At 74.4% G+C, this 20,848-nt stretch carries 5 protein-coding genes; 1 reads left to right on the top strand and 4 read right to left on the bottom strand.

Going from position 1 to position 20,848, the window contains the following annotated elements; genetic code table 11:
• Positions 1-45: 45 nt before the first annotated feature.
• Positions 46-15,360: a type I polyketide synthase gene (locus EWH70_RS12525; RefSeq protein ID WP_130475489.1), complete on the top strand. Its 15,315-nt coding sequence runs from the start codon at positions 46-48 to the stop codon at positions 15,358-15,360.
• Between the two features lie 288 nt (positions 15,361-15,648).
• Here the strand turns inward: EWH70_RS12525 and alc are convergent, their stop codons facing one another.
• From alc to gcl, 4 genes are read right to left on the bottom strand one after another with little or no spacing between them, the layout of a single operon-like run.
• A complete protein-coding gene (gene alc / locus EWH70_RS12520) occupies positions 15,649-16,707 on the bottom strand; it encodes an allantoicase (protein WP_130475488.1) in 1,059 nt (352 codons plus the stop codon).
• A complete protein-coding gene (gene allB / locus EWH70_RS12515) occupies positions 16,704-18,026 on the bottom strand; it encodes an allantoinase AllB (protein ID WP_130475487.1) in 1,323 nt (440 codons plus the stop codon). Before allB ends, alc begins: the two co-directional genes overlap by 4 nt.
• Positions 18,023-19,141: a glycerate kinase gene (locus EWH70_RS12510; protein ID WP_130475486.1), complete on the bottom strand. Its 1,119-nt coding sequence runs from the start codon at positions 19,139-19,141 to the stop codon at positions 18,023-18,025. Before EWH70_RS12510 ends, allB begins: the two co-directional genes overlap by 4 nt.
• Positions 19,138-20,847 (bottom strand): glyoxylate carboligase, encoded by a 1,710-nt coding sequence (gene gcl, locus EWH70_RS12505; protein WP_130475485.1) that lies wholly within the window; start codon positions 20,845-20,847, stop codon positions 19,138-19,140. The genes EWH70_RS12510 and gcl overlap by 4 nt, the downstream gene beginning before the upstream one ends.
• Position 20,848 lies beyond the last annotated feature (1 nt).

Here is a 20,848-nt window from a genome sequence, read left to right as displayed (position 1 = left end):
CCCCCTCGTCGGGACGCGGGTCGCAGAGCAGCGAGGAACCGCCGCATGACGAGCACCGAGAACAGGCTTCGGGACTACCTCAAGCTGGTCACCACGGACCTACGTCAGGCCCGCCAGCGATTGCGGGAGGAACAGGCACGAGACCGGGAACCGATCGCCATCGTCGGGATGGCCTGCCGCTTCGCAGGCGGGATCGGCTCACCGGAGGACCTGTGGCGACTGCTTTCCGACGGCGGGGACGCGGTCGGCCCCGTCCCGGCCGACCGTGGCTGGGACCTGGACTCGCTCTACCACCCGGACCCCGACCACTCCGGCACGAGCTACGTCCGCGAGGGCGCCTTCCTCGCCGGGGCCGGCGGTTTCGACGCCGGGTTCTTCGGCATCTCGCCCCGCGAGGCGCTGGCCATGGACCCGCAGCAGCGGCTCACGCTGGAGGTGGCCTGGGAGGCGGTCGAGCGGGCCGGGATCGATCCGCGTTCCCTGCGCGGCACTGACACCGGCACCTTCGTCGGCGCCGTGCAGCTCAGCTACGGGGCCGGTGCCGTGCTGTCCGCCGAGGTCGAGGGGCACCTGGCCACCGGTACAACGGCGAGCGTGATCTCCGGGCGGGTCGCCTACCAGTTCGGCCTGCGCGGGCCCGCGATCACCGTCGACACGGCGTGCTCGTCGTCGCTGGTGTCGTTGCACCTGGCCACCCGGGCGCTCCGGGCGGGGGAGTGCTCGCTGGCGCTGGCCGCCGGGGTCACCGTGCTGCCGAACGCCGCCGTGTTCGCCGGGTACTCCCGGCAGCGGGCGCTGTCGCCGGACGGCCGGTGCAAGGCATTCGCCGACGGCGCCGACGGCGTCGGCTGGGGTGAGGGCGCCGGTGTGCTCCTGCTGGAGCGCCTGTCCGACGCGCAGCGGCACGGGCACCGGATCCTCGCCGTGGTGCGGGGTACCGCGGTGAACCAGGACGGCGCGAGCAGCGGCCTGACCGCTCCCAACGGGCCGGCACAGCAGCGGGTGATCCAGGCCGCCCTGGAGAACGCGGCACTGAGCCCGGCCATGGTGGACGTGGTCGAGGCACACGGGACCGGGACGCCGCTGGGTGACCCGATCGAGGCGCAGGCCCTGCAGGCCGCCTACGGCCAGGACCGGGAGCGCCCGCTGCTGGTGGGCTCGGTCAAGTCGAACATCGGGCACACCATGGCCGCGGCGGGCGTCGCCGGGGTGATCAAGATGGTCATGGCGATGCGGCACGGCGCGGTCCCGAAGACCCTGCACGTGGACCGCCCGTCGTCACGGGTGGACTGGACGTCGGGTGCGCTCGCCCTGGCGACCGAACCCGTGGAGTGGCCCGCTGTGGACCGTCCACGCCGGGCGGCCGTGTCCTCGTTCGGCATCAGTGGCACGAACGCCCACGTGGTGCTGGAAGCTCCGGAAGGCCACCTTCAGCACGTCTCACGTAATGAAGGTGGCCTTCACGAGCTTGTGCCGTGGGTGGTGTCGGCGCGGAGTGAGGCGGCGCTGGGTGAGCAGATCGCTCGCCTGGCCGAGGTGGACGCGTCGCCGGTGGATGTGGGGTTTTCGCTGGTGACGGGGCGGTCGGTGTTCGAGCATCGGGCGGTGTTGCTGGCTGGTGATTCGACGGTCGAGGTGGCGCGGGGTGTTGCCGGGTCCGGGCGTACCGCGTTTGTGTTCTCGGGTCAGGGGTCGCAGCGGCTGGGGATGGGCCGGGAGCTGTATGTGCGGTTTCCGGTGTTCGCGGAGGCGTTCGACGCGGTGGTGGCCGAGCTGGGTGTGCCGGTGTCGGGCGAGGATGTCGAGGACACCGGCTGGGCGCAGCCCGCGTTGTTCGCTCTCGAGGTGGCCTTGTTCCGCCTCGTGGAGTCGTGGGGTGTCCGCCCGGATGTCCTGGTCGGCCACTCCATCGGCGAACTGGCCGCTGCGCACGTCGCGGGTGTGCTGTCACTGGCCGATGCGTGCACCGTGGTGCGGGCCCGGGCGTCGCTGATGCGGGCCCTGCCGGAAGGTGGGGCCATGCTGGCGGTCCGGGCCGCCGAGGACGAACTCGGCGAGCTGGGCGACCGGGTCGGCCTCGCCGCGGTGAACGGGCCCGGCGCCGTCGTGGTGTCCGGCGACGAGGACGAGATCGCCGCGCTGGAACGGCGGTGGCGGGACGAGGGCCGCAAGGTCCGGCGCCTGACCGTCTCACACGCGTTCCACTCGCCACTGATGGAACCGATGCTGGCCGAGTTCGCCGCCGCCATCGACGGAATCACCGTACGCGAGCCCGAAATCCCCATCGAATCCACAGTGGACACCGAAGAGGTGTTCGGCTCGCCGGGCTACTGGGTACGGCAGGTCCGTCAGCCGGTACGGTTCGCCGACGCCGTCGCACGGTCCGGCGCCACCCGGTTCCTGGAACTCGGCCCCGACGGCTCGCTGTGCGCGGCCGTCCAGGACATCGTGCCCGACGCGGTGGCCACCGGCCTGCTGCGCCGTGACCGTGGCGAGGACGAATCCGCACTCCGGGCACTCGCCACCCTGTACGTCGCCGGGACCCCGGTCGACTGGCGGCCCTTCCTCGCCGGTGGGTCCACTGTGGACCTGCCGACCTACCCCTTCCAGCACGAGCACTTCTGGCTCGCCGGTCAGGCCGGCGGCGCGGACGCCGGGGCCGACCCGGCCGGTCATCCGCTGCTCGGCGGCGTCGTCACCATCGCGGGCACCACCGGCGTCCTGCTCACCGGCAGGCTGTCCACCGCGACCCACCCCTGGCTGGCCGACCACGCGATCGGCGGCCGGGTCCTGCTGCCCGGCACCGTCTTCCTGGAGCTGGCCGTCCGCGCGGGCGACGAGGTCGGCTGCGACCGGGTCGAGGAACTGACCCTGGCCACCCCGCTGGTACTGCCCGGTCAGGCCGCTGTACGGCTGCAGGTGTCCGTCGGCCCCGACGAGGACGGACGCCGCACGGTCACCGTCCACTCCCGGCCGGACGCCGACCCCGACGCCCCCTGGATCCCGCACGCCACCGGTGTCCTCACCACCGGCCCCCGGGTCGCCGCGACCGCACTCGCCTGGCCCCCCGAACGCGCCGAACCCGTTGACCTGGACGGATTCTACGAGTGGTTCGCCACACGTGGATTCGACTACGGGCCCACGTTCCGCGGCGTACGCGCGGTGTGGCGCCGCGGCGACGAGGTGTTCGCCGAGGTCGCCCTGCCCGACGGCGCCGACCCCGCCGGATTCGGCCTGCACCCCGCCCTGCTCGACGCCGCCGTCCACGCGCCGGTCACCACCCAGCGCGGCACCGACCTGGCCGGCCGCCTGCCGTTCGCCTGGCGCGGCGTCACCCTGCACGCGACCGGAAGCCGGGCCCTGCGGGTACGCCTGGCCTGGTCCGGCGACGAGACGCTGACCGTCGATGCCACAGATCCGGACGGCACGCCCGTCTTCACGGCCGACGCGCTGGTCCTGCGTACCCTGCCGGACACACCGGCGGCCGCGGGGGACTCGCTGTTCGAACTCGACTGGGTCCCGGTCACCACAACGGTCGGCGCGGAAGTGCCCGGTCTCGCCGCGGCCCTGCGTGACCCGGGCGTCCCGGTCGGCATCGGCCCGTCCGGCGCCGCGGTGGTGAGCCTCACCGGCGGCACCGAACCGGCCCGCACGCACGAGCTGACCGCGACCGCACTCGACCTGCTGCACCGGTGGCTCGCCACCCCCGGCGAGGCGAGGCTGACGTTCCTGACCAGCGGTGCCGTCGACGGCCGGGATCTCGCGGCCGCCGCCGTGTGGGGACTGGTGCGTACCGCCCAGATCGAGCATCCGGGCCGGTTCGCGTTGCTCGACCTCGACCCGGACGCTGAGCCCGAGGCGATCGCCGGTGCGCTGGCCGGTGACGAACCCCAGCTCATGGTCCGCGACGGCCAGGTGTTCGCCGCCCGGCTGGCCAGGGTCGCCCCGCCTGCCGGCCCGGTGACCTGGGGGCCCGGCGGGACCGTGCTGATCACCGGCGGCACCGGCGGACTGGGCCGGCTGCTCGCCCGTCACCTCGTCACCGAGCACGGCGTGACGCACCTCGTGCTCACCGGCCGCCGCGGCACGGCACCGCCCGAGTTCCTCGCCGAACTACGCGGACGCGGCGCCGAGGTGGACGTGGTGGCCTGCGACGTCACCGACCCCGGCGCGCTGACCGGACTGGTCGACGGCCTCCCGGACCTCACCGCCGTCGTGCACGCCGCGGCCGCGCTCGACGACGGCGTCATCTCCTCGCTCACCGCCGACCGGCTCACCGGCGTCCTGGCGACCAAGGTCGACGCCGCCTGGCACCTGCACCGGCTCACCGAGGACCGTGGGCTCGCCGCGTTCGTCCTGTTCTCCTCGATGGCCGGCACGCTGGGCGGTCCGGGACAGGGCAGCTACGCGGCGGCCAACGCCGCACTCGACGGCCTCGCCCGGCACCGCCGTTCCCTCGGACTGCCCGCGACGTCGCTCGCCTGGGGAGTCTGGGACCCGGAAACCGGAGCGACGGCGGGCACCGACCGCACCAGGGCCGCCCGCACCGGCCTGCCGCCGCTGACGGCCGAGCAGGGACTGCGGCTGTTCGACGCGGCCCTGGCCGCCGACCGCGCGGTCCTGCTGCCCGTCCGGTTCGACCTCGCCGCGTTCCGGTCCGCCGGCGAACCCCCGGCGTTGCTGCGTGGCCTGGTCCGCGGTGGCACCCGGCGCACCGCGGGCACCTCGGAGGGCTGGGCCGACCGCCTGGCCGGCCTGCCCGCGTCCGAGCGGACCGCGACCGTGCTCACGCTCACCCGCGAGGCGGTCGCCGCCGCACTCGGCCACAGCGGTGCCGCCGCGGTGGACCCGGAGCGCAGCTTCTCCGACCTCGGGTTCGACTCGCTGACCGCCGTCGAGCTGCGCAACCGGCTGGCCACCGCGACCGGCCTGCGGCTGCCCTCCACCCTCGTCTTCGACCACCCCACCACGGCCGCGCTCACCGAGCACCTGGTCGCCGAACTGTCCGGTGCGGCAGCCCCGGCGACCGCCGGGCCCGCGGTCGTGGCGGTGGACGAACCCGTGGCGATCGTCGGCATGGCCTGCCGGTACCCCGGCGGGGTACGTGGGCCGGAGGACCTGTGGCGGCTGGTGTCCGAGGGCACCGACGCCATCACCGAGTTCCCCGCCGACCGGGGCTGGGACCTCGGCTCCCTGTACCACCCCGATCCCGGCCATCCGGGCACGTCCTACACCCGCCACGGTGGATTCCTGCACGACGCGGGGGACTTCGACGCCGAGCTGTTCCGGATGAGCCCCCGGGAGGCGCTGGCGACCGACGCCCAGCAGCGGCTGTTGCTCGAAACTGCGTGGGAGGCGTTCGAACGGGCCCGCATCGACCCGGCCTCGCTGCGCGGCAGCGCGACCGGTGTGTTCGCGGGCGTCATGTACAACGACTACGCCACCCTGCTCGCCGCCGAGGAGTTCGAGGGCTTCCGTGGCAACGGCAGCTCGCCGAGCATCGCGTCCGGCCGGGTCGCCTACGCGTTCGGGCTGGAGGGCCCGGCCGTCACCGTCGACACCGCCTGCTCGTCGTCACTGGTCGCGCTGCACCTGGCCGGCCAGGCACTGCGGGCCGGCGAGTGCGATCTGGCGCTGGCCGGCGGGGTGACCGTGATGTCCACCCCCGGCGTGTTCGTGGAGTTCTCCCGCCAGCGCGGCATGTCCCCGGACGGGCGCAGCAGGTCCTACGCGGACTCCGCGGACGGCGTGGCCTGGTCCGAGGGCGTCGGCATGCTGGTGCTGGAACGGCTCTCCGACGCCGAGCGCAACGGGCACCCGGTGCTGGCCGTGGTGCGGGGCACCGCGGTGAACTCCGACGGCGCGTCGAACGGGCTGACCGCGCCGAACGGTCCGTCCCAGCAGCGGGTGATCCGCGCTGCGCTGCGCAGCGCCGGTCTGTCCACATCGGATGTCGACGTGGTCGAGGGGCACGGCACCGGGACGACGCTGGGAGACCCGATCGAGGCGCAGGCCCTGCTGGCCACCTACGGCAGGGACCGGGAACGGCCGCTGCTGCTCGGGTCGGTCAAGTCGAACCTGGGCCACACCCAGGCCGCCGCCGGGGTCGCCGGGGTGATCAAGATGGTGCAGGCGCTGCGGCACGGCACGGTGCCCCGCACCCTGCACGTCGACCGGCCGTCGTCGCACGTGGACTGGGACTCCGGCGCGGTCGAGCTGGTGACGGAGCCGGTCGAGTGGCCTGCCGTGGACCGCCCGCGCCGCGCGGGCATCTCGTCGTTCGGCGTGAGCGGGACCAACGCCCACGCGATCATCGAACAGGCACCGCCGCCCGCCGGGAACCCTCCGCGCACCGAACCCGGGATCGTGCCCTGGGTCCTCTCCGGCCAGACCGAGAACGCGTTGCGGGCCCAGGCACGGGCCCTCGCCGACGCCGCCGGGCCGTCCGCGGCGGACGTCGGCCTGTCGCTGGTGACCACCCGCGCGAACCTGGCCCGGCGCGCGGTCGTCCTGGGCGAGAACGCCGCCGAGCTGACCGCCGAGCTGGCCGCCCTGGCCGAGGGCCGCCCCGGCGCCGCCACCATCTTCGGCACCCCCGGTGATCCCGGCCGCGGCGTCGTGTTCGCCTTCCCCGGTCAGGGTTCCTACTGGCCGGGGATGGGCGCGGAGCTGCTGGAGTCCTCACCCGTGTTCGCCGGGTCGGTCGCCGCCTGCCAGGCCGCGCTCGAACCGTACGTCGACTGGTCGCTGCGCGACGTCCTCGCCGGAACGCCCGGTGCACCCGGACTGGACCGGATCGACGTCGCCCAGCCCGCGCTGTGGGCGCTCATGGTGTCGCTGGCCGAGGTGTGGCGGGCCCACGGAATCCGCCCGGCGGCGGTCGTCGGTCACTCACAGGGCGAGGTCGCCGCCGCCTGCGTGGCCGGTGCACTGTCCATCGAGGACGGTGCGCGGATCGTGGCACTGCGCAGCGCCGCGATCGCCGAGGAACTGTGCGGCAAGGGCGGCATGCTGTCGGTCGCCGCCGCGCACTCCGACGTCACGGACCGGCTGTCGTCGTGGCCCGGCCTGTCGGTCGCCGCGGTCAACGGGCCCGGAACCGTCGTGGTGTCCGGGGACTACGACGCGCTGGCCGGGTTCGCCGCAGCCTGCGCCGCCGACGGTGTCCGCACCCGGGAGGTCGCCGGTGACTTCCCCGCCCACTCCGCCCGCTTCGACCAGGTCCGCGACCGGGTCCTCGGCGCGCTGGCCGGCATCGCTCCCCGCACCGCCGACGTGCCGATGCTGTCCACCGTCACCGGTGACTGGCTGGACACCGCCACCATGGACGCGGGCTACTGGTACGCCAACATGCGGCAGACCGTGCGGCTGGAGACCGCGGTCCGCGCCCTGCTCGGCCACGGGCACACCCTGTTCGTCGAGGTCAGCCCGCACCCGGTGCTGACGGCGAGCATCACCGAGACCGCCGAGGCGGCGGGGACCGGCGCGGTCACGGTCGGCACCCTGCGGCGCGACGACGGCGGTACCCGGCGGCTGCTCCGCTCGCTCGCCGAGGCCCACGTGGCCGGTGCCCCGGTCGACTGGACGCCGTGCTTCCCCGGCGCGTCCACAGTGGACCTGCCGACGTACGCGTTCGAGCACACCCGTTACTGGCCGCGCCCGGCACCAGGGGCCGGTCTCACCGGCACCCGCCACCCGCTGCTCGACGGTGCCATGGAACTGGCCGAGGGCGGCGAGGTGGTGCTCACCGGGCGGCTGTCGCGGTCGGCCTGCCCGTGGCTGGACGAGCACGCCGTGCTCGGCAGGACGTTGTTCCCCGGCGCCGGGTTCGTCGAGCTGGCCGTCCGCGCGGGCGACGAGGTGGGCTGCACCCGGCTGGCCGAACTGACCCTGGCGGCCCCGCTGGTCCTGCCCGAGGCGGGCGAGCCGTTGCTGCAGGTACTGGTCGGCCCGCCGGACGAGGACGGCGGGCGGCGGGTGTCCATCCACTCGCGGCTGTCCGAGGACCTGCCGTGGACGGCGCACGCCACCGGCGTGCTCGACTCCGCCGCGGCCGGCGCCGACACCGGGTTCGCCGGTGCCTGGCCCCCGCCCGGTGCCGAACCGGTGCCGGTGGACGGGTGCTACGACGACTTCGCCGGCCAGGGCTTCGTCTACGGGCCGCGGTTCCAGCGGCTGCGTGCGGCCTGGCGCCGCGGCGACGAGGTGTTCGCCGAGGTCGGGCTGGACGACGAGCCCGGTTCGTTCGGGGTGCACCCGGTCCTGCTCGACGCGGCACTGCACGCCTGCCTGCTGCTGGCGGGCGAGTCCGGCGCGCGGGTGCCGTTCTCCTGGGAGGACGTGTGCCTGCACACCGCCGGTGCGACCGAGCTGCGGGTCCGGCTGGTCCTCGGCGAGTCCGGTGCCGTGTCGGTCACCGCGGCCGGCGTGGCGGGGGAGCCGGTCGTGTCGGTCGGCTCGCTGCGGATGAAGGCTCCCGCGGCGGGCGAACCGTCCGCGACCGACGCCCTGTTCGACCTGGACTGGTCGCCGGTCACCGCGTCCGGTGACCCGGGTACGGCCGGGGTGCTCGGACCGGACCCGTTCGGTCTCGGCCTGCCGGAGGCCGGCGCCGTCGACGCGTGCCCCGTGGTGCTGGTGCCGGTCGCCGGCGGCGAGGACGTGGTCCAGTCGGCGCACGAGGTCACCATCCGCGCACTCACGCTGACGCAGGACTGGCTCGCCGCCACGGGCGGCGGCGCCGGGGCGTCCAGGCTCGTGTTCGTCACCCGGGGCGCGACCAGCGGGCACGATCCGGCGGCCGCCTCGGTGTGGGGACTCGTGCGTTCCGCGCAGACCGAGCACCCCGGCTGCTTCGGCCTGCTCGACCTCGACCCGGACGGCACCCCCGCGCCGCCCGCGGCGTTCGGCTCACCGGAGCCGCAGCTCGCGGTGCGGGCCGGGCGGCTATTGGCTCCCCGGCTCGCTCGGCCCGGCGTCGCCGCGGCCCCCGGCGAGTGGGACCCGGACGGCACCGTGCTGGTCACCGGGGGCACCGGCGGGCTCGGTGCCGCGCTTGCCCGGCACCTGGCCGGCCGCGGATTCCGGCACCTGGTGCTGGCGAGCCGCCGCGGCATCGCCGCGGACGGCGTGCCCGGACTGGTCGCCGAGCTGGCCGACCTCGGCACCCGTGCCGAGGTGGTGGCCTGCGACCTCACCGACCGCCGGGCCACCGCGGACCTCGTCGGCGGCCTCCCCGCACTGACCGCGGTGGTGCACGCCGCCGGAGTCGTCGACGACGGGGTGATCGCGGCACTGACCCCCGAGCGGGTCGCCGCCGTGCTGCGGCCGAAGGTGGACGCGGCCTGGCACCTGCACGAGGCCACCCGGGACCGGGACCTGGCCGCGTTCGTCCTGTTCTCCTCGGCCGCCGGTGTCACCGGCGCGGCCGGGCAGGGCAACTACGCGGCGGGCAACGCCTTCCTCGACGCCCTGGCCCACCACCGGCGGGCGAGCGGGCTGCCCGCCCAGTCCATCGCCTGGGGCGGCTGGGCGTCCGGCTCCGGGATGACCGCCGGGCTGGCCGACGCCGACCGCGACCGCATGGCCCGGCTCGGCATGCCGATGCTGCGCGTCGACCAGGCCCTGGACCTGTTCGACGCGGTGACCGCGCTCGACCTGACCGCCCCGCTGGCCACCCGGCTCGACCTGCCGGTCATCCGCGCGCGAGGTGAGGTGCCCCCGCTGCTGTCCGGACTGGTCCGGACCACCACGCGCCGGACCGTCCGGCAGTCCTCGGAGGCCGCCGCCGACCTGCGTGGCCGGCTCGCCGGCCTGTCCGCCGCCGAGCGGGCCGAGCTGATCGACGACCTGGTGCGCACCCGGATCGCCGCCGTGCTGGGCTACGACGGCGCCGCCGCCGTCGATCCCGGCAAGGCGTTCTCCGACCTCGGGTTCGATTCGCTCACCGCGGTGGAACTGCGTAACCAGCTCACGGCGGTGACCGGCCTGCGGCTGTCGGCGACGCTGGTGTTCGACTACCCGTCCGCGTCCGCGCTGGCCGCGCACCTGCTGGCGGAGCTGTCCGGTGCGGTCGCCCCGGCGACCGCAGGGCCCGCGGTCGTGGCGGTGGACGAGCCGGTGGCGATCGTCGGGATGGCCTGCCGGTATCCCGGTGGGGTACGCGGGCCGGAGGACCTGTGGCGGCTGGTGTCCGAGGGTACCGACGCCATCGGCGAGTTCCCGGACGACCGCGGCTGGGACGTGGACCGGCTCTACGATCCCGATCCCGACAACGCCGGAACGTCCTACACCCGCCACGGCGGGTTCCTGTACGACGCCGCCGAGTTCGATCCCGCGTTCTTCGGGATGAGCCCGCGCGAGGCCGTGGCGACCGACGCGCAGCAGCGGTTGCTGCTGGAGACGTCGTGGGAGGCGCTGGAACGTGCCGGTATCGACCCGGCGTCGTTGCGGGGCAGCGCGACCGGGGTGTTCGCCGGGGTGATGTACGACGACTACGCGCACCTGCTGGACGACCCCGAGTTCGACGGGTTCCGCGGCAACGGCAGCTCGGCCAGCATCGTGACCGGCCGGGTGGCCTACGTCCTCGGCCTGGAAGGGCCGGCGGTGACGGTGGACACGGCGTGTTCGTCGTCGCTGGTGTCGTTGCATCTGGCGGCGCAGGCGCTGCGGTCGGGGGAGTGCTCGCTGGCCTTGGCCGGTGGCGTGACCGTGATGTCGACGCCCTACACCTTCCTGGAGTTCTCCCGGCAGGGCGGGCTCGCGCCGGATGGGCGGTGCAAGGCGTACTCCGACGATGCCGACGGTACGGGCTGGTCGGAGGGTGTGGGTGTGCTGGTGCTGGAGCGGCTCTCGGATGCCGAGCGGAATGGTCATCGGGTGCTGGCGGTGGTGCGTGGTTCGGCGGTGAATTCGGATGGTGCGTCGAATGGGCTGACGGCGCCGAACGGTCCGTCGCAGCAGCGGGTGATCCGGTCGGCGCTGGCGGCGGCGGGGCTGTCCACTTCGGATGTGGATGTGGTGGAGGGGCACGGGACGGGTACGCCGCTGGGTGATCCGATCGAGGCGCAGGCGCTGCTGGCGACCTACGGTCAGGACCGGGAAAGGCCGTTGCTGCTGGGGTCGGTGAAGTCGAACCTGGGGCACACGCAGGCCGCCGCGGGGGTGGCCGGGGTGATCAAGATGGTGCAGGCGCTGCGGCACGGTGTCGCGCCGCGCAGCCTGCACCTGGACACCCCGTCGTCCCATGTGGACTGGGACGCCGGTGCGTTGCGGCTGCTCGGTGAACCCGCCCCGTGGCCGGACGTCGGCCGCCCGCGTCGCGCCGCCGTGTCCTCCTTCGGGATCAGCGGCACCAACGCCCACGTCATCCTGGAACAGGGCCACCCCGAACCGGACGCGAGCGAGCCCGCCCCGCTGCCCGCGGTGGCGTGGCCGCTGTCCGGCGTCACCGGCCCGGCCGTGCGTGGCCAGGCCGCCGCGCTCGCCGACCGGGTGCGCACCGAGCCCGGCTGGCACCCGGCCGAGGTCGGCCGTTCGCTGGCCGCGCGCACCGCGTTCGGGAACCGGGCCGTGGTGATCGGCACCGCACGCGACGAGCTGCTGTCTGCGGCGGCGACCGTGGGTGGCCAGGACCCGGCGGCCGGAGTCGTCGAGGGGACCGCCGACGTCGACGGCCGGACCGTCTTCGTCTTCCCCGGCCAGGGCTCGCAGTGGCCGGGCATGGGTGCGCGGCTGCTGGACGAGTCGCCGGTGTTCGCCGAGCGGATCGCCGAGTGCGAACGCGCGTTCGCGCCGTTCGTCGACTGGTCGCTGACCGGTGTGCTGCGCCGCGACGACGGCGAACCGACCCTGGAACGGGTGGACGTGGTGCAGCCGGCCACGTTCGCGATGATGGTGTCGCTGGCCGCGTTGTGGCAGGCCCACGGGGTACGGCCGGACGCGGTGGTCGGCCACTCGCAGGGCGAGATCGCCGCCGCGGTGGTCTCCGGCGCACTGTCCCTTGAGGACGGTGCGAAGGTGGTCGTGTTGCGTAGCCAGGCGATCGGCCGCCGTCTCGCCGGAGCCGGTGGCATGATGTCGGTGGCCCTGCCCGCCGGCGAGCTGACCGAACGGCTCGCCGGGCTGGCCGGTGTGTCGATCGCCGCGGTGAACTCGCCCGCGTCCGTGGTCGTCTCCGGTGACCCGGCCGGGCTCGACGAACTGGCCGCGTCGCTGACCGCGGACGAGGTCCGTGTCCGCCGGATCGCCGTGGACTACGCCTCCCACTCCGCGCAGGTGGAGCTGCTGCACGGGGAGCTAGTGGAGCAGCTGGCCACCGTCACCCCGAGGACCGCGAGCGTGCCGTTCCTGTCCACCGTCACCGGCGAATGGCTCGACGGCACCGAGGTCGGCGCCGAGTACTGGTACGAGAACCTGCGCCGCACCGTCGAGTTCGGGCCGGCCATCGACAGGTTGCTGGACCAGCGGCATCGCCGGTTCCTGGAGATGAGCCCGCATCCGGTGCTCACCTTCGGTGTGCAGGAGGCCATCGAGGCCGCCGGGGTGGTCGCGGTCACCGGGGCGAGCCTGCGCCGCGACGAAGACGGCCTCGGCCGCTGGCTGACCTCGCTCGCCGAGGCCTGGGTGCGGGGCGCACCCGTCGACTGGAGTTCCTGCTTCGGCGACGCCCGGCGCGTCGACCTGCCGACCTACGCCTTCCAGCGGGAACGCTACTGGCCTGCCGGTTCGCTCGCCCGCACCGGCGACGTGAGCGCGGTCGGGCTCAGCCCGGCGGAGCACCCGCTGCTCGGCGCGGTGGCCGAGCTGGCAGGCGACGACGGCACGCTGTTCACCAGCAGGCTGTCGCTGCGCACGCACCCGTGGCTCGCCGACCACGCGGTGCTCGGCCGGGTGCTGCTGCCCGGTACCGCGTTCGTGGAACTGGCGTTGCGGGCCGGTGCGGAGGCGGGGTGTCCCCGGCTGGCCGAGCTGACGCTGTCCGCGCCGCTGCGCCTGCCCGAACGCGACGCCGTCACCGTCCAGGTCCGGGTGGGCGCCGCCGACGAGACCGGACGCCGGACGGTCACCGTGCATTCGCGGCCGGACGGCACCGACGCCCCGTGGACCCGCAACGCCACCGGTGTCCTCGACGAGGACACCGGCCCGGAACTCACGGTGGGGCAGTGGCCGCCGCCGGACGCCGAGCCGGTCCCGCTGGACGGCTGCTACGAGCGTCTCGCCGAAGCCGGGTTCGGCTACGGGCCCGCCTTCCGGGGACTGCGCGAGGTGTGGCGCGACGGCGAGGACATCCTCGCCGAGGTCGCGCTACCGGAGCACGCCCCGGCCGGCGCGTTCGGCCTGCACCCGGTGCTGCTCGACTCGGCGCTGCACGCCACCATGGTCGGCGGCACGACCGAGGACGGCACCGTCCGGCTCCCGTTCTCCTGGGAGGGGGTGAGCCTGCGTGCCCAGGGCGTCGACGTGGCCAGGGTGCGGGTGCGTCAGGACGAGGGCGGCATGTCGATCGCGGTCGAGGACCGCTCCGGACGTCCGGTGGCGAGCGTGGCGGCGTTGCACAGCCGCACCTTCGGCGCCGGAGACTTCGCCACCGACGCCACCGACGCGTTGTTCCGGCTCGACGAGGTGCCCGTACGGCCCGGCCCGCACGAGGTGCCCGGCCCGGTCGCCGTGCTCGGCGGGGACCTGGACGGCCTCACCGGCCCAGTACCCGCCGTCGTCGTCGTGCCGCCGGAGCCGGACGGCGAGCTTCCCTCCGTCGTCCACACGCGACTGGAACGAACCCTGGTCCTGGTGCGGCGCTGGCTATCCGGCGACGAGTTCGCCGACTCCACGCTGGTCTTCCTCACCCGCCGCGGCGATCTCGCGGACGCCGCCGTCGGCGGCCTGGTGCGGGCTGCCCAGCGGGAGAACCCCGGCCGGTTCGTGCTGGTGGAAGCCGACGAGCCGGACCCGGACGCGGTGCTGCCCGCGCTCGCGTCCGGCGAACCGTGGCTCGTCCTGCGCGACGGGCAGGCGCTGGCGCCCCGGCTGGCCAGGATGGAGGTTCCCGCCGGGACCGAGACCGGCTGGGACCCGGACGGCACCGTGGTGATCACGGGTGGCACCGGTGGGCTCGGCGGCGTGCTGGCCCAGCACCTGGTCACCGAACACGGGGTGCGTCACCTGCTGCTGCTCAGCCGCCGTGGCCCGGCGGCCCCGGCGGCCGCCGAACTGGCGGCCGAGCTGGAAGCCGGCGGTGCCGAGGTCAGCGTGCTGGCCTGCGACATCGCCGACCGGGCCGCGCTGGCCGGCGCGCTGGCCGCCGTTCCCGCCGAGCATCCGGTGCGGGGCGTCGTGCACGCGGCCGGTGTCCTCGACGACGGGGTGGTCACCACACTCACCCCTGAGCAGTTCACCGCGGTGCTGCGGCCCAAGGCCGACGCCGCGTGGCACCTGCACGAGCTGACCAGCGACCTGGACCTCACCGCGTTCGTGCTGATCTCCTCGGCCGCGGGCGTGTTCGGTGCCGCCGGTCAGGCCAACTACGCCGCCGCCAACGGGTTTGTCGACGCGCTCGCCGCCTACCGGCGTGCGGCCGGGCTTCCCGCCGTGTCGATGGCCTGGGGCCTGTGGGCGTCCGAAACCGGGATGACCGGCGCGGTGAACATCGACCGGATGCGCAGCCTCGGCAACATCGAACTGTCCACAGAGGAAGGTGTCGCGTTGTTCGACGCCGCACTGCGGGGCAGCGAGGCTGTCACCGTCCCGGTCCGGCTGGACCTGCCGGCCTTCCGTGCCCACGGCGAGATCCCGCCACTGCTGCGTGGCCTGGTCCGGGTTCCGGCCTCCCGGGGCGCGGCCGAGCCCGCCGAGGCGTTCCTGGGCAGGCTCGCCGGCCTCGCCCCGGCGCAGCGGATGGAAGCCGTGCTGGAGCTGGTCCGCACCAAGGCGGCTGCCGTCCTCTACATCGACCCCGGCGAACTCGGGCCGAACCGCCCGTTCAAGGAACTGGGGTTCGACTCGCTCACCGCGGTGGAACTCCGCAACCGGCTGGGGGCCGCGACGGGCCTGAAGCTGCCGGTCTCCCTGCTGTTCGACCGGCCCACCCCGGAGGAACTCGCCGAGTACCTGCTGCCGCTGCTCACCCCGGACGAGGCCGACGGCGCCGGTGTGCTCGACGAGCTGGACCGGCTACGTGCCCTGCTGACCGCCGCCTCGGTCGACGAGCGGACGCATCGCCAGGTCACCGGCAGGCTGGAGGTCCTGCTGGCGAACTGGACCGCCGCCCGCGGCGACGCCCCCGCCCCCGGCGACGACCTGGACTTCACCACGTCGTCGGACGAGGAGATGTTCAGCCTGCTGGACCGCGAGCTGTCCTGACCGTGATGCCGTGAAAGGGGCCATCACGGCGTCTGATGCCGTGAGGGCCCCCTTCACGGCAATGTCGGGTGGTGTGCGTGAAGGTGGAGTTCGCGTGCGGGAGCGTGGGACTCGCGTGCAGGAAGGTGGGACTCGCGGGGCCACTTGGTGAGAGGCGTGTCTCGCGGTATGAACTCCACGCTCGTGCACGCGAGTTCTGCGTTCCGGCACGCGAGTTCCACCTTCGTGCACGGTCACCAACCCCGGACTTTGCCGGGGCCCTGGCGCAAGACGCCGTGGGGACCCCCCTCACGGCAGCAGGCCGTCCGGCCCGGCCGCGGCGAGCACGTCGCGCGCCTGCGGTTCGGGTAGCGCGTCGAACCAGCGGCGGGTCAGGGCTTCGCGGGCGGCCGGGGTCGGCTCGCCGTAGAGCCGGAACCGGCCGATGCCGCCGTCGGGATGGTTCTCCAGCCGCACGTGGGTGACCGCCCGCGTCGCCGGGATGCGGAACCGGTGCGTCGTGTCGGCCTGCACCCGCGTCTGCGGCAGCAGGGGGAACCACGCCCCGGCCTCGTCGAGACCGTAGAGCGCCACCCGGTCCGGCGGGTTGCCGCGGTAGTGGGTCGTGGCGATCTCGGCGACCGACGGCACGGCCGCGCACGCCAGCGCCACCACGGCCCAGTCGTGACCGCTGTCCCGGCGCCGGGCGGTCTCCCAGCCGTCGGCCATGAACCGCGACTCACCCGGCTGCAGCATGTTCGCCGGCGGGGAGAAGAAGCTGTCGCTGCACGAGGTGACCCTGCCGCCGTTCACCGTCGCGGCCAGGTCGAACGGCAGCCCGGCCAGGTCACGGGGATCGGGCACGACCTCCCCGTGCACCCGCAGCCGCGCCACCCCGCCGTCGGGCAGGATGTGCAGTCGCAGGTGGGTCACCCGGCGCGGGTCGGTCACGGTGAACACGTTGTGCCCGCCACCGGTGAGCTTGCTCGGCGCGAGCAGCTCGAACCACTCCGCCGCGTCCAGCTCCCCGACGCCCGGATAACCCTCGACCCCGGTCGCCTCGATGCGGACCTGCTCGGGGTAGTTGCCGAGGAAGTACGACGTGTCGACGTCGACCGCGCGGACGACGCCGGGCGCGCCCAGCCGCAGCAGCACCCAGTCGTTCCCGCCGGTGCGCCCGAACCGGCGCCGGGTCTCCCAGCCGTCGTACTCCTGACCCTTCGGCGTGAACGTGTGCGGCCGGAACACCGGCGGCTCGGCCTTGATCAGGTTTTCCTTGTCGGCGAAGAACTCGTCGCTGGCCGCCATGACCGATCCGCCGTGCGGGCGGGACGCGAGGTCGGGCAGCGTGGTGAGGTCGTCGGTCATCGGGATTCCTTCCTGTGCAACAGCCTGCCCGCCGGTTCGCCGTCGGACTCGCGGCCCCGCAGCCACGTCCGCCGCACCACGCCACGCAGGCGGGCACCGGCGTACGGGGTGAGCGGGTGCCGGTGCCGCAGCTCGGCTGGCTCGACGGTGAACTCCTCACCGTCGGCGAACGCCACCAGATCGGCATCGGCGCCGACGGCGATACGGCCCTTGTGCCGCAACCCGACCAGGTCCGCCGGGGCGCTCGCCATCCAGCGCACCACGTCCGCCAGCGGGTGACCACGGTCCGCGGCCGCCGTCCACACCGCGGGCAGCCCGAGCTGCAGCGAGGAGATCCCGCCCCAAGCCTCGCCGAACCCGCCGTGTTTGAGGTCCGGTGTGGACGGTGAGTGGTCGGACACGACGCAGTCGATGACACCGCCCGCCAGCCCTTCCCACAGCCGGTCCCGGTTGGCCGCGCCGCGGATCGGCGGGCAGCACTTGAACTCGGTCGCGCCGTCGGCGATCGACTCGGCGGCCAGCGTCAGGTAGTGCGGGCAGGTCTCCGCGGTGACCCGGACACCGTCGGCCCGCGCGGCGGCGAGTGCGCCCAGCGCGGTGGCCGACGACAGGTGGAGGACGTGCACGCGGTTGCCGGTGGCGGCGGCGCGGGCGAGCAGGCCGTCGACGGCCCGGCCCTCGGCGGCGTCCGGCCGGGAGGCGAGAAACTCCCGGTAGGACGGACCGGCGGGCGGCGCGGCCGCCAGCTCGTCCGCGTCCTCGGCGTGCACGATCAGCAGCCCGTCGAACGCCGACAGCTCGGCCAGCACCTCGTCCAGCTCGTCCCAGTCCAGCGGCGGGAACTCGTCGACACCGGACGGCGACAGGAAGCACTTGAAGCCGAACACCCCCGCCTCGTGCAGGTCGCGCAGATCGGCGAGGTTGCCGGGGATCGCACCGCCCCAGAAGCCGACGTCGATCACGCACCGGCCGGCGGCGGCCGCCCGTTTGACGGCCAGCGCCTCGGCGGACACGGTGGAGGGCAGGCTGTTCAGCGGCATGTCGATCAGCGTCGTGACGCCACCCGCCGCCGCGGCCGCGGTCGCCGTGGCGAAGCCCTCCCACTCGGTGCGGCCGGGTTCGTTGACGTGCACGTGGGTGTCCACCAGGCCGGGCAGCAACGCGACGTCGCCGAGGTCCTCGTCGCGCCGGGTGTCCAAGGCGGCTCCGCGGGCGGTGACCGCGGCGATCCGGCCGTCCCGGACGCCGACGGCCGCGGGCCGTTCCCCGTCCGGGGTGAGCACCCGGTCGCTACGGACCACCAGGTCGAAGTCGGTCACGAGGCGTCCTCCAGAAGATCGTCTGCCAGTTGGATGACCCGGCGGTGCAGCAGGCCGCGGGCGTCGGCCATGCACCGGGCCGGGTCCGGTTCGAGATCGGTCAGCGCGTAGGCGGACCCGATGCCGGCTTCCCGCAGCCGGTCGCCGGACAGCAGGCAGCGCCCGGCGACCGCGGCCACCGGCACCCCGGCCTCGGCGGCGGCGCGGGCCACCCCGGCCGGGGCCTTGCCGCGCAGCGTCTGCTCGTCGAGCGAGCCCTCCCCGGTGACGACCAGCCGCGCGCCCCGCAGCGCGCCGTCGAACCCGAGCAGGTCCAGCAGCAGCCCGATCCCGTCCCGCCTGGTCGCGCCCAGCAGCGCGAGCGCGGCGAAGCCGACCCCGCCGGCGGCACCCGCGCCCGGGACACCGGCGTACTCCGCCCCGGCCACCTCCGACCAGCGGCGCAGCCCGTCCTCCAGCACGGTGACCTCGGCCGGGCCGGCACCCTTCTGCGGCCCGTAGACGGCGGCCGCGCCGGACGGCCCGAGCAGCGGGTTGTCCACATCGCAGGCCAGCTCGATGTCCACATCGGACAACCGGGACGGCAGTCCGGACAGGTCGAGCCGGTCCAGGCCGCGCAGGGCGGCGCCCCCGGGCGGCAGCTCGTCGCCCGCCCCGTCGAGCAGCCGGGCGCCCAGCGCGGAAAGCATGCCCGCGCCGCCGTCGGTGCAGGCACTGCCGCCGACGCCGAGCACCAGCCTGCGGCAATCGGTTCGCAGCGCCGCCGCGATCAGCTCACCGGTGCCCGCGCTGGTCGCCGTCAGCGGCGCCGGTGTGCCACCGGGCAGCCGGTGCAGCCCGGACGCCTCGGCCAGCTCCACCACGGCCGTGCCGCCGCGGGTGGCGAACGACGCCGGCACCGGCTGCCCGGTGGGTCCGCTGACCAGCGTGCGGACCCGGCGGAACCCGGCGGCGACGGCGGCGTCGACCGTGCCGTCGCCGCCGTCGGCCACCGGCAGGAGGCGTACCGGGACCTCCGGGCGCCGCCGGGTCACCGCGTCGGCCACCGTGGCGGCGACCTCCGCGGCGGTCAGCGAGCCCTTGAACTTGTCCGGCGCGACCAGCACGTGCCTCACGGGGCGGGTTCGAACTCGCGCACGGCGTCGATCGCGGGACCGTGCGGGGTGTTCGCCTCGCGTTCGATCATGACCTCCACCAGCACCGGACGCGAGGTCGCCACGGCCTGCTTGCGGGCCCACTCGATGGCGTCGCGGATGTCGCCGGGCTCGGTCACCCGGCGGCCCGAGCAGCCGTAGGCCTCCATGACCTTGACGTTGTCCGTGCCGAACTCGTCGTAGTGGATGTCCACCTGGTAGTTCATGTCGTAGGGCAGCGACGCCTGGCGGATCAGCCCGAGGTACTCGTTGTTGATCATGATGAGCACGAACGGCACGTCGTACTGCGCGGCCACGGCCAGTTCCTCGACCAGGTACTGGAAGCCGTAGTCGCCGACGATGCCGACCACCTCGGCGTCCGGCTCGGTGCGCTCCAGCGCCTTGCGCACGCCGATCGCGGCGGGGATCTCCCAGCCGAGCGGGCCGGCCTGGCCGCAGATCTGGTAGCGGCGCGGCTTGTACGCCTTCTGGTGCTGCCCGCCCCAGATCTGGTACAGCCCGATCGCGGTGACGAAGTAGGTGTCCGGGCCGAAGATCTCGTTGATCTCCTTGTACACCCTGGGCGCCTTGATCGGCACGCTGTCGAAGTCCTCGCGGCGGCCCAGCGTCGCCTTCAGCTCGCCGATCCTGGCCGCCCACGCCCCTGCGGGCCGGCCCGCGCCGCGTGCCTTCGCGGTGTCCAGCAGTGCCCGCAGGAACAGCCGGGCGTCGGAGACGATGCCGACGTCGGGCGGGAACACCTTGCCCAGCTGGGTCGGCTCGATGTCGACGTGGACGAACTTGCGCTCGCCCCGGTAGACGTCCAGCGTCCCGGTGTGCCGGTCGCCGAACCGGGCACCGACCGCGAGCACGGTGTCGGACTCCAGGAACGACGCGTTGCCGTAGCGCTGCGAGGTCTGCACGCCGGTGATGCCGGCGAACAGCGGGTGGTCCTCGTCGATGGCGCCCTTGCCCATCAGCGTCACCTGGACCGGGATGCCGAGGTACTCGGCCAGCTCCCGTAACTCCGCGGACGCGCCGGCCGTGATGACCCCGCCACCGGCCAGGATCAGCGGCCGGTCGGACTCCAGCAGCAGGTCCAGCGCCCGCTCGACGCGGGGCTGGTGCGGCCGGACCGGCTCCACCGGCAGCGGGGCGTCGATGGCAGGGTCGTATTCGATCAGCTCCTGCGCGACGTCGACCGGGATGTCGATCAGCACCGGCCCGGGACGGCCCGAGCGGGCGATGCGGAACGCCTCGCGGAAGATCCACGGCGCGGTAGCCGCCTCCTTGATCTGCACTGCCCACTTGGTGACCGGCGTGGCGACGGCGACGATGTCCACCGCCTGGAACGCCTCCTGGTGCAGCTTGGTCGACGCGGCCTGGCCGGTGATACAGATGATCGGGACCGAGTCGGCCATCGCCGTGTACAGGCCGGTGATCATGTTGGTTCCGGCCGGGCCGGAGGTGCCGATGGCGACGCCGACCCTGCCGGTCGTGCGGGCCCAGCCGTCGGCCATGTGGGTGGCGCCCTCCTCGTGCCGCACGGTCAGGTGCTCGATGCCGCCGCGCACCTCCATCGCCTTGTACAGCGGGAGGATCGCGGCACCGGGGCAGCCGAACGCGGTGTCGACGCCCTCGGAGGTGAGCACCTCGACGACCGCTTCCATCGCGGGCATCTTCGCCATG

This window comes from Amycolatopsis suaedae (assembly GCF_004214935.1).
Lineage (GTDB): Bacteria > Actinomycetota > Actinomycetes > Mycobacteriales > Pseudonocardiaceae > Amycolatopsis > Amycolatopsis suaedae.
This window is presented reverse-complemented; position numbering and strand designations above follow the sequence as displayed.

Coding starts and splice junctions, on each gene's coding strand:
- EWH70_RS12525 (WP_130475489.1), top strand. CDS start 46: ATGACGAGCACCGAGAACAGGCTTCGGGACTACCTCAAGCTGGTCACC.
- gcl (WP_130475485.1), bottom strand. CDS start 20,847: ATGGCGAAGATGCCCGCGATGGAAGCGGTCGTCGAGGTGCTCACCTCC.
- alc (WP_130475488.1), bottom strand. CDS start 16,707: ATGACCGACGACCTCACCACGCTGCCCGACCTCGCGTCCCGCCCGCAC.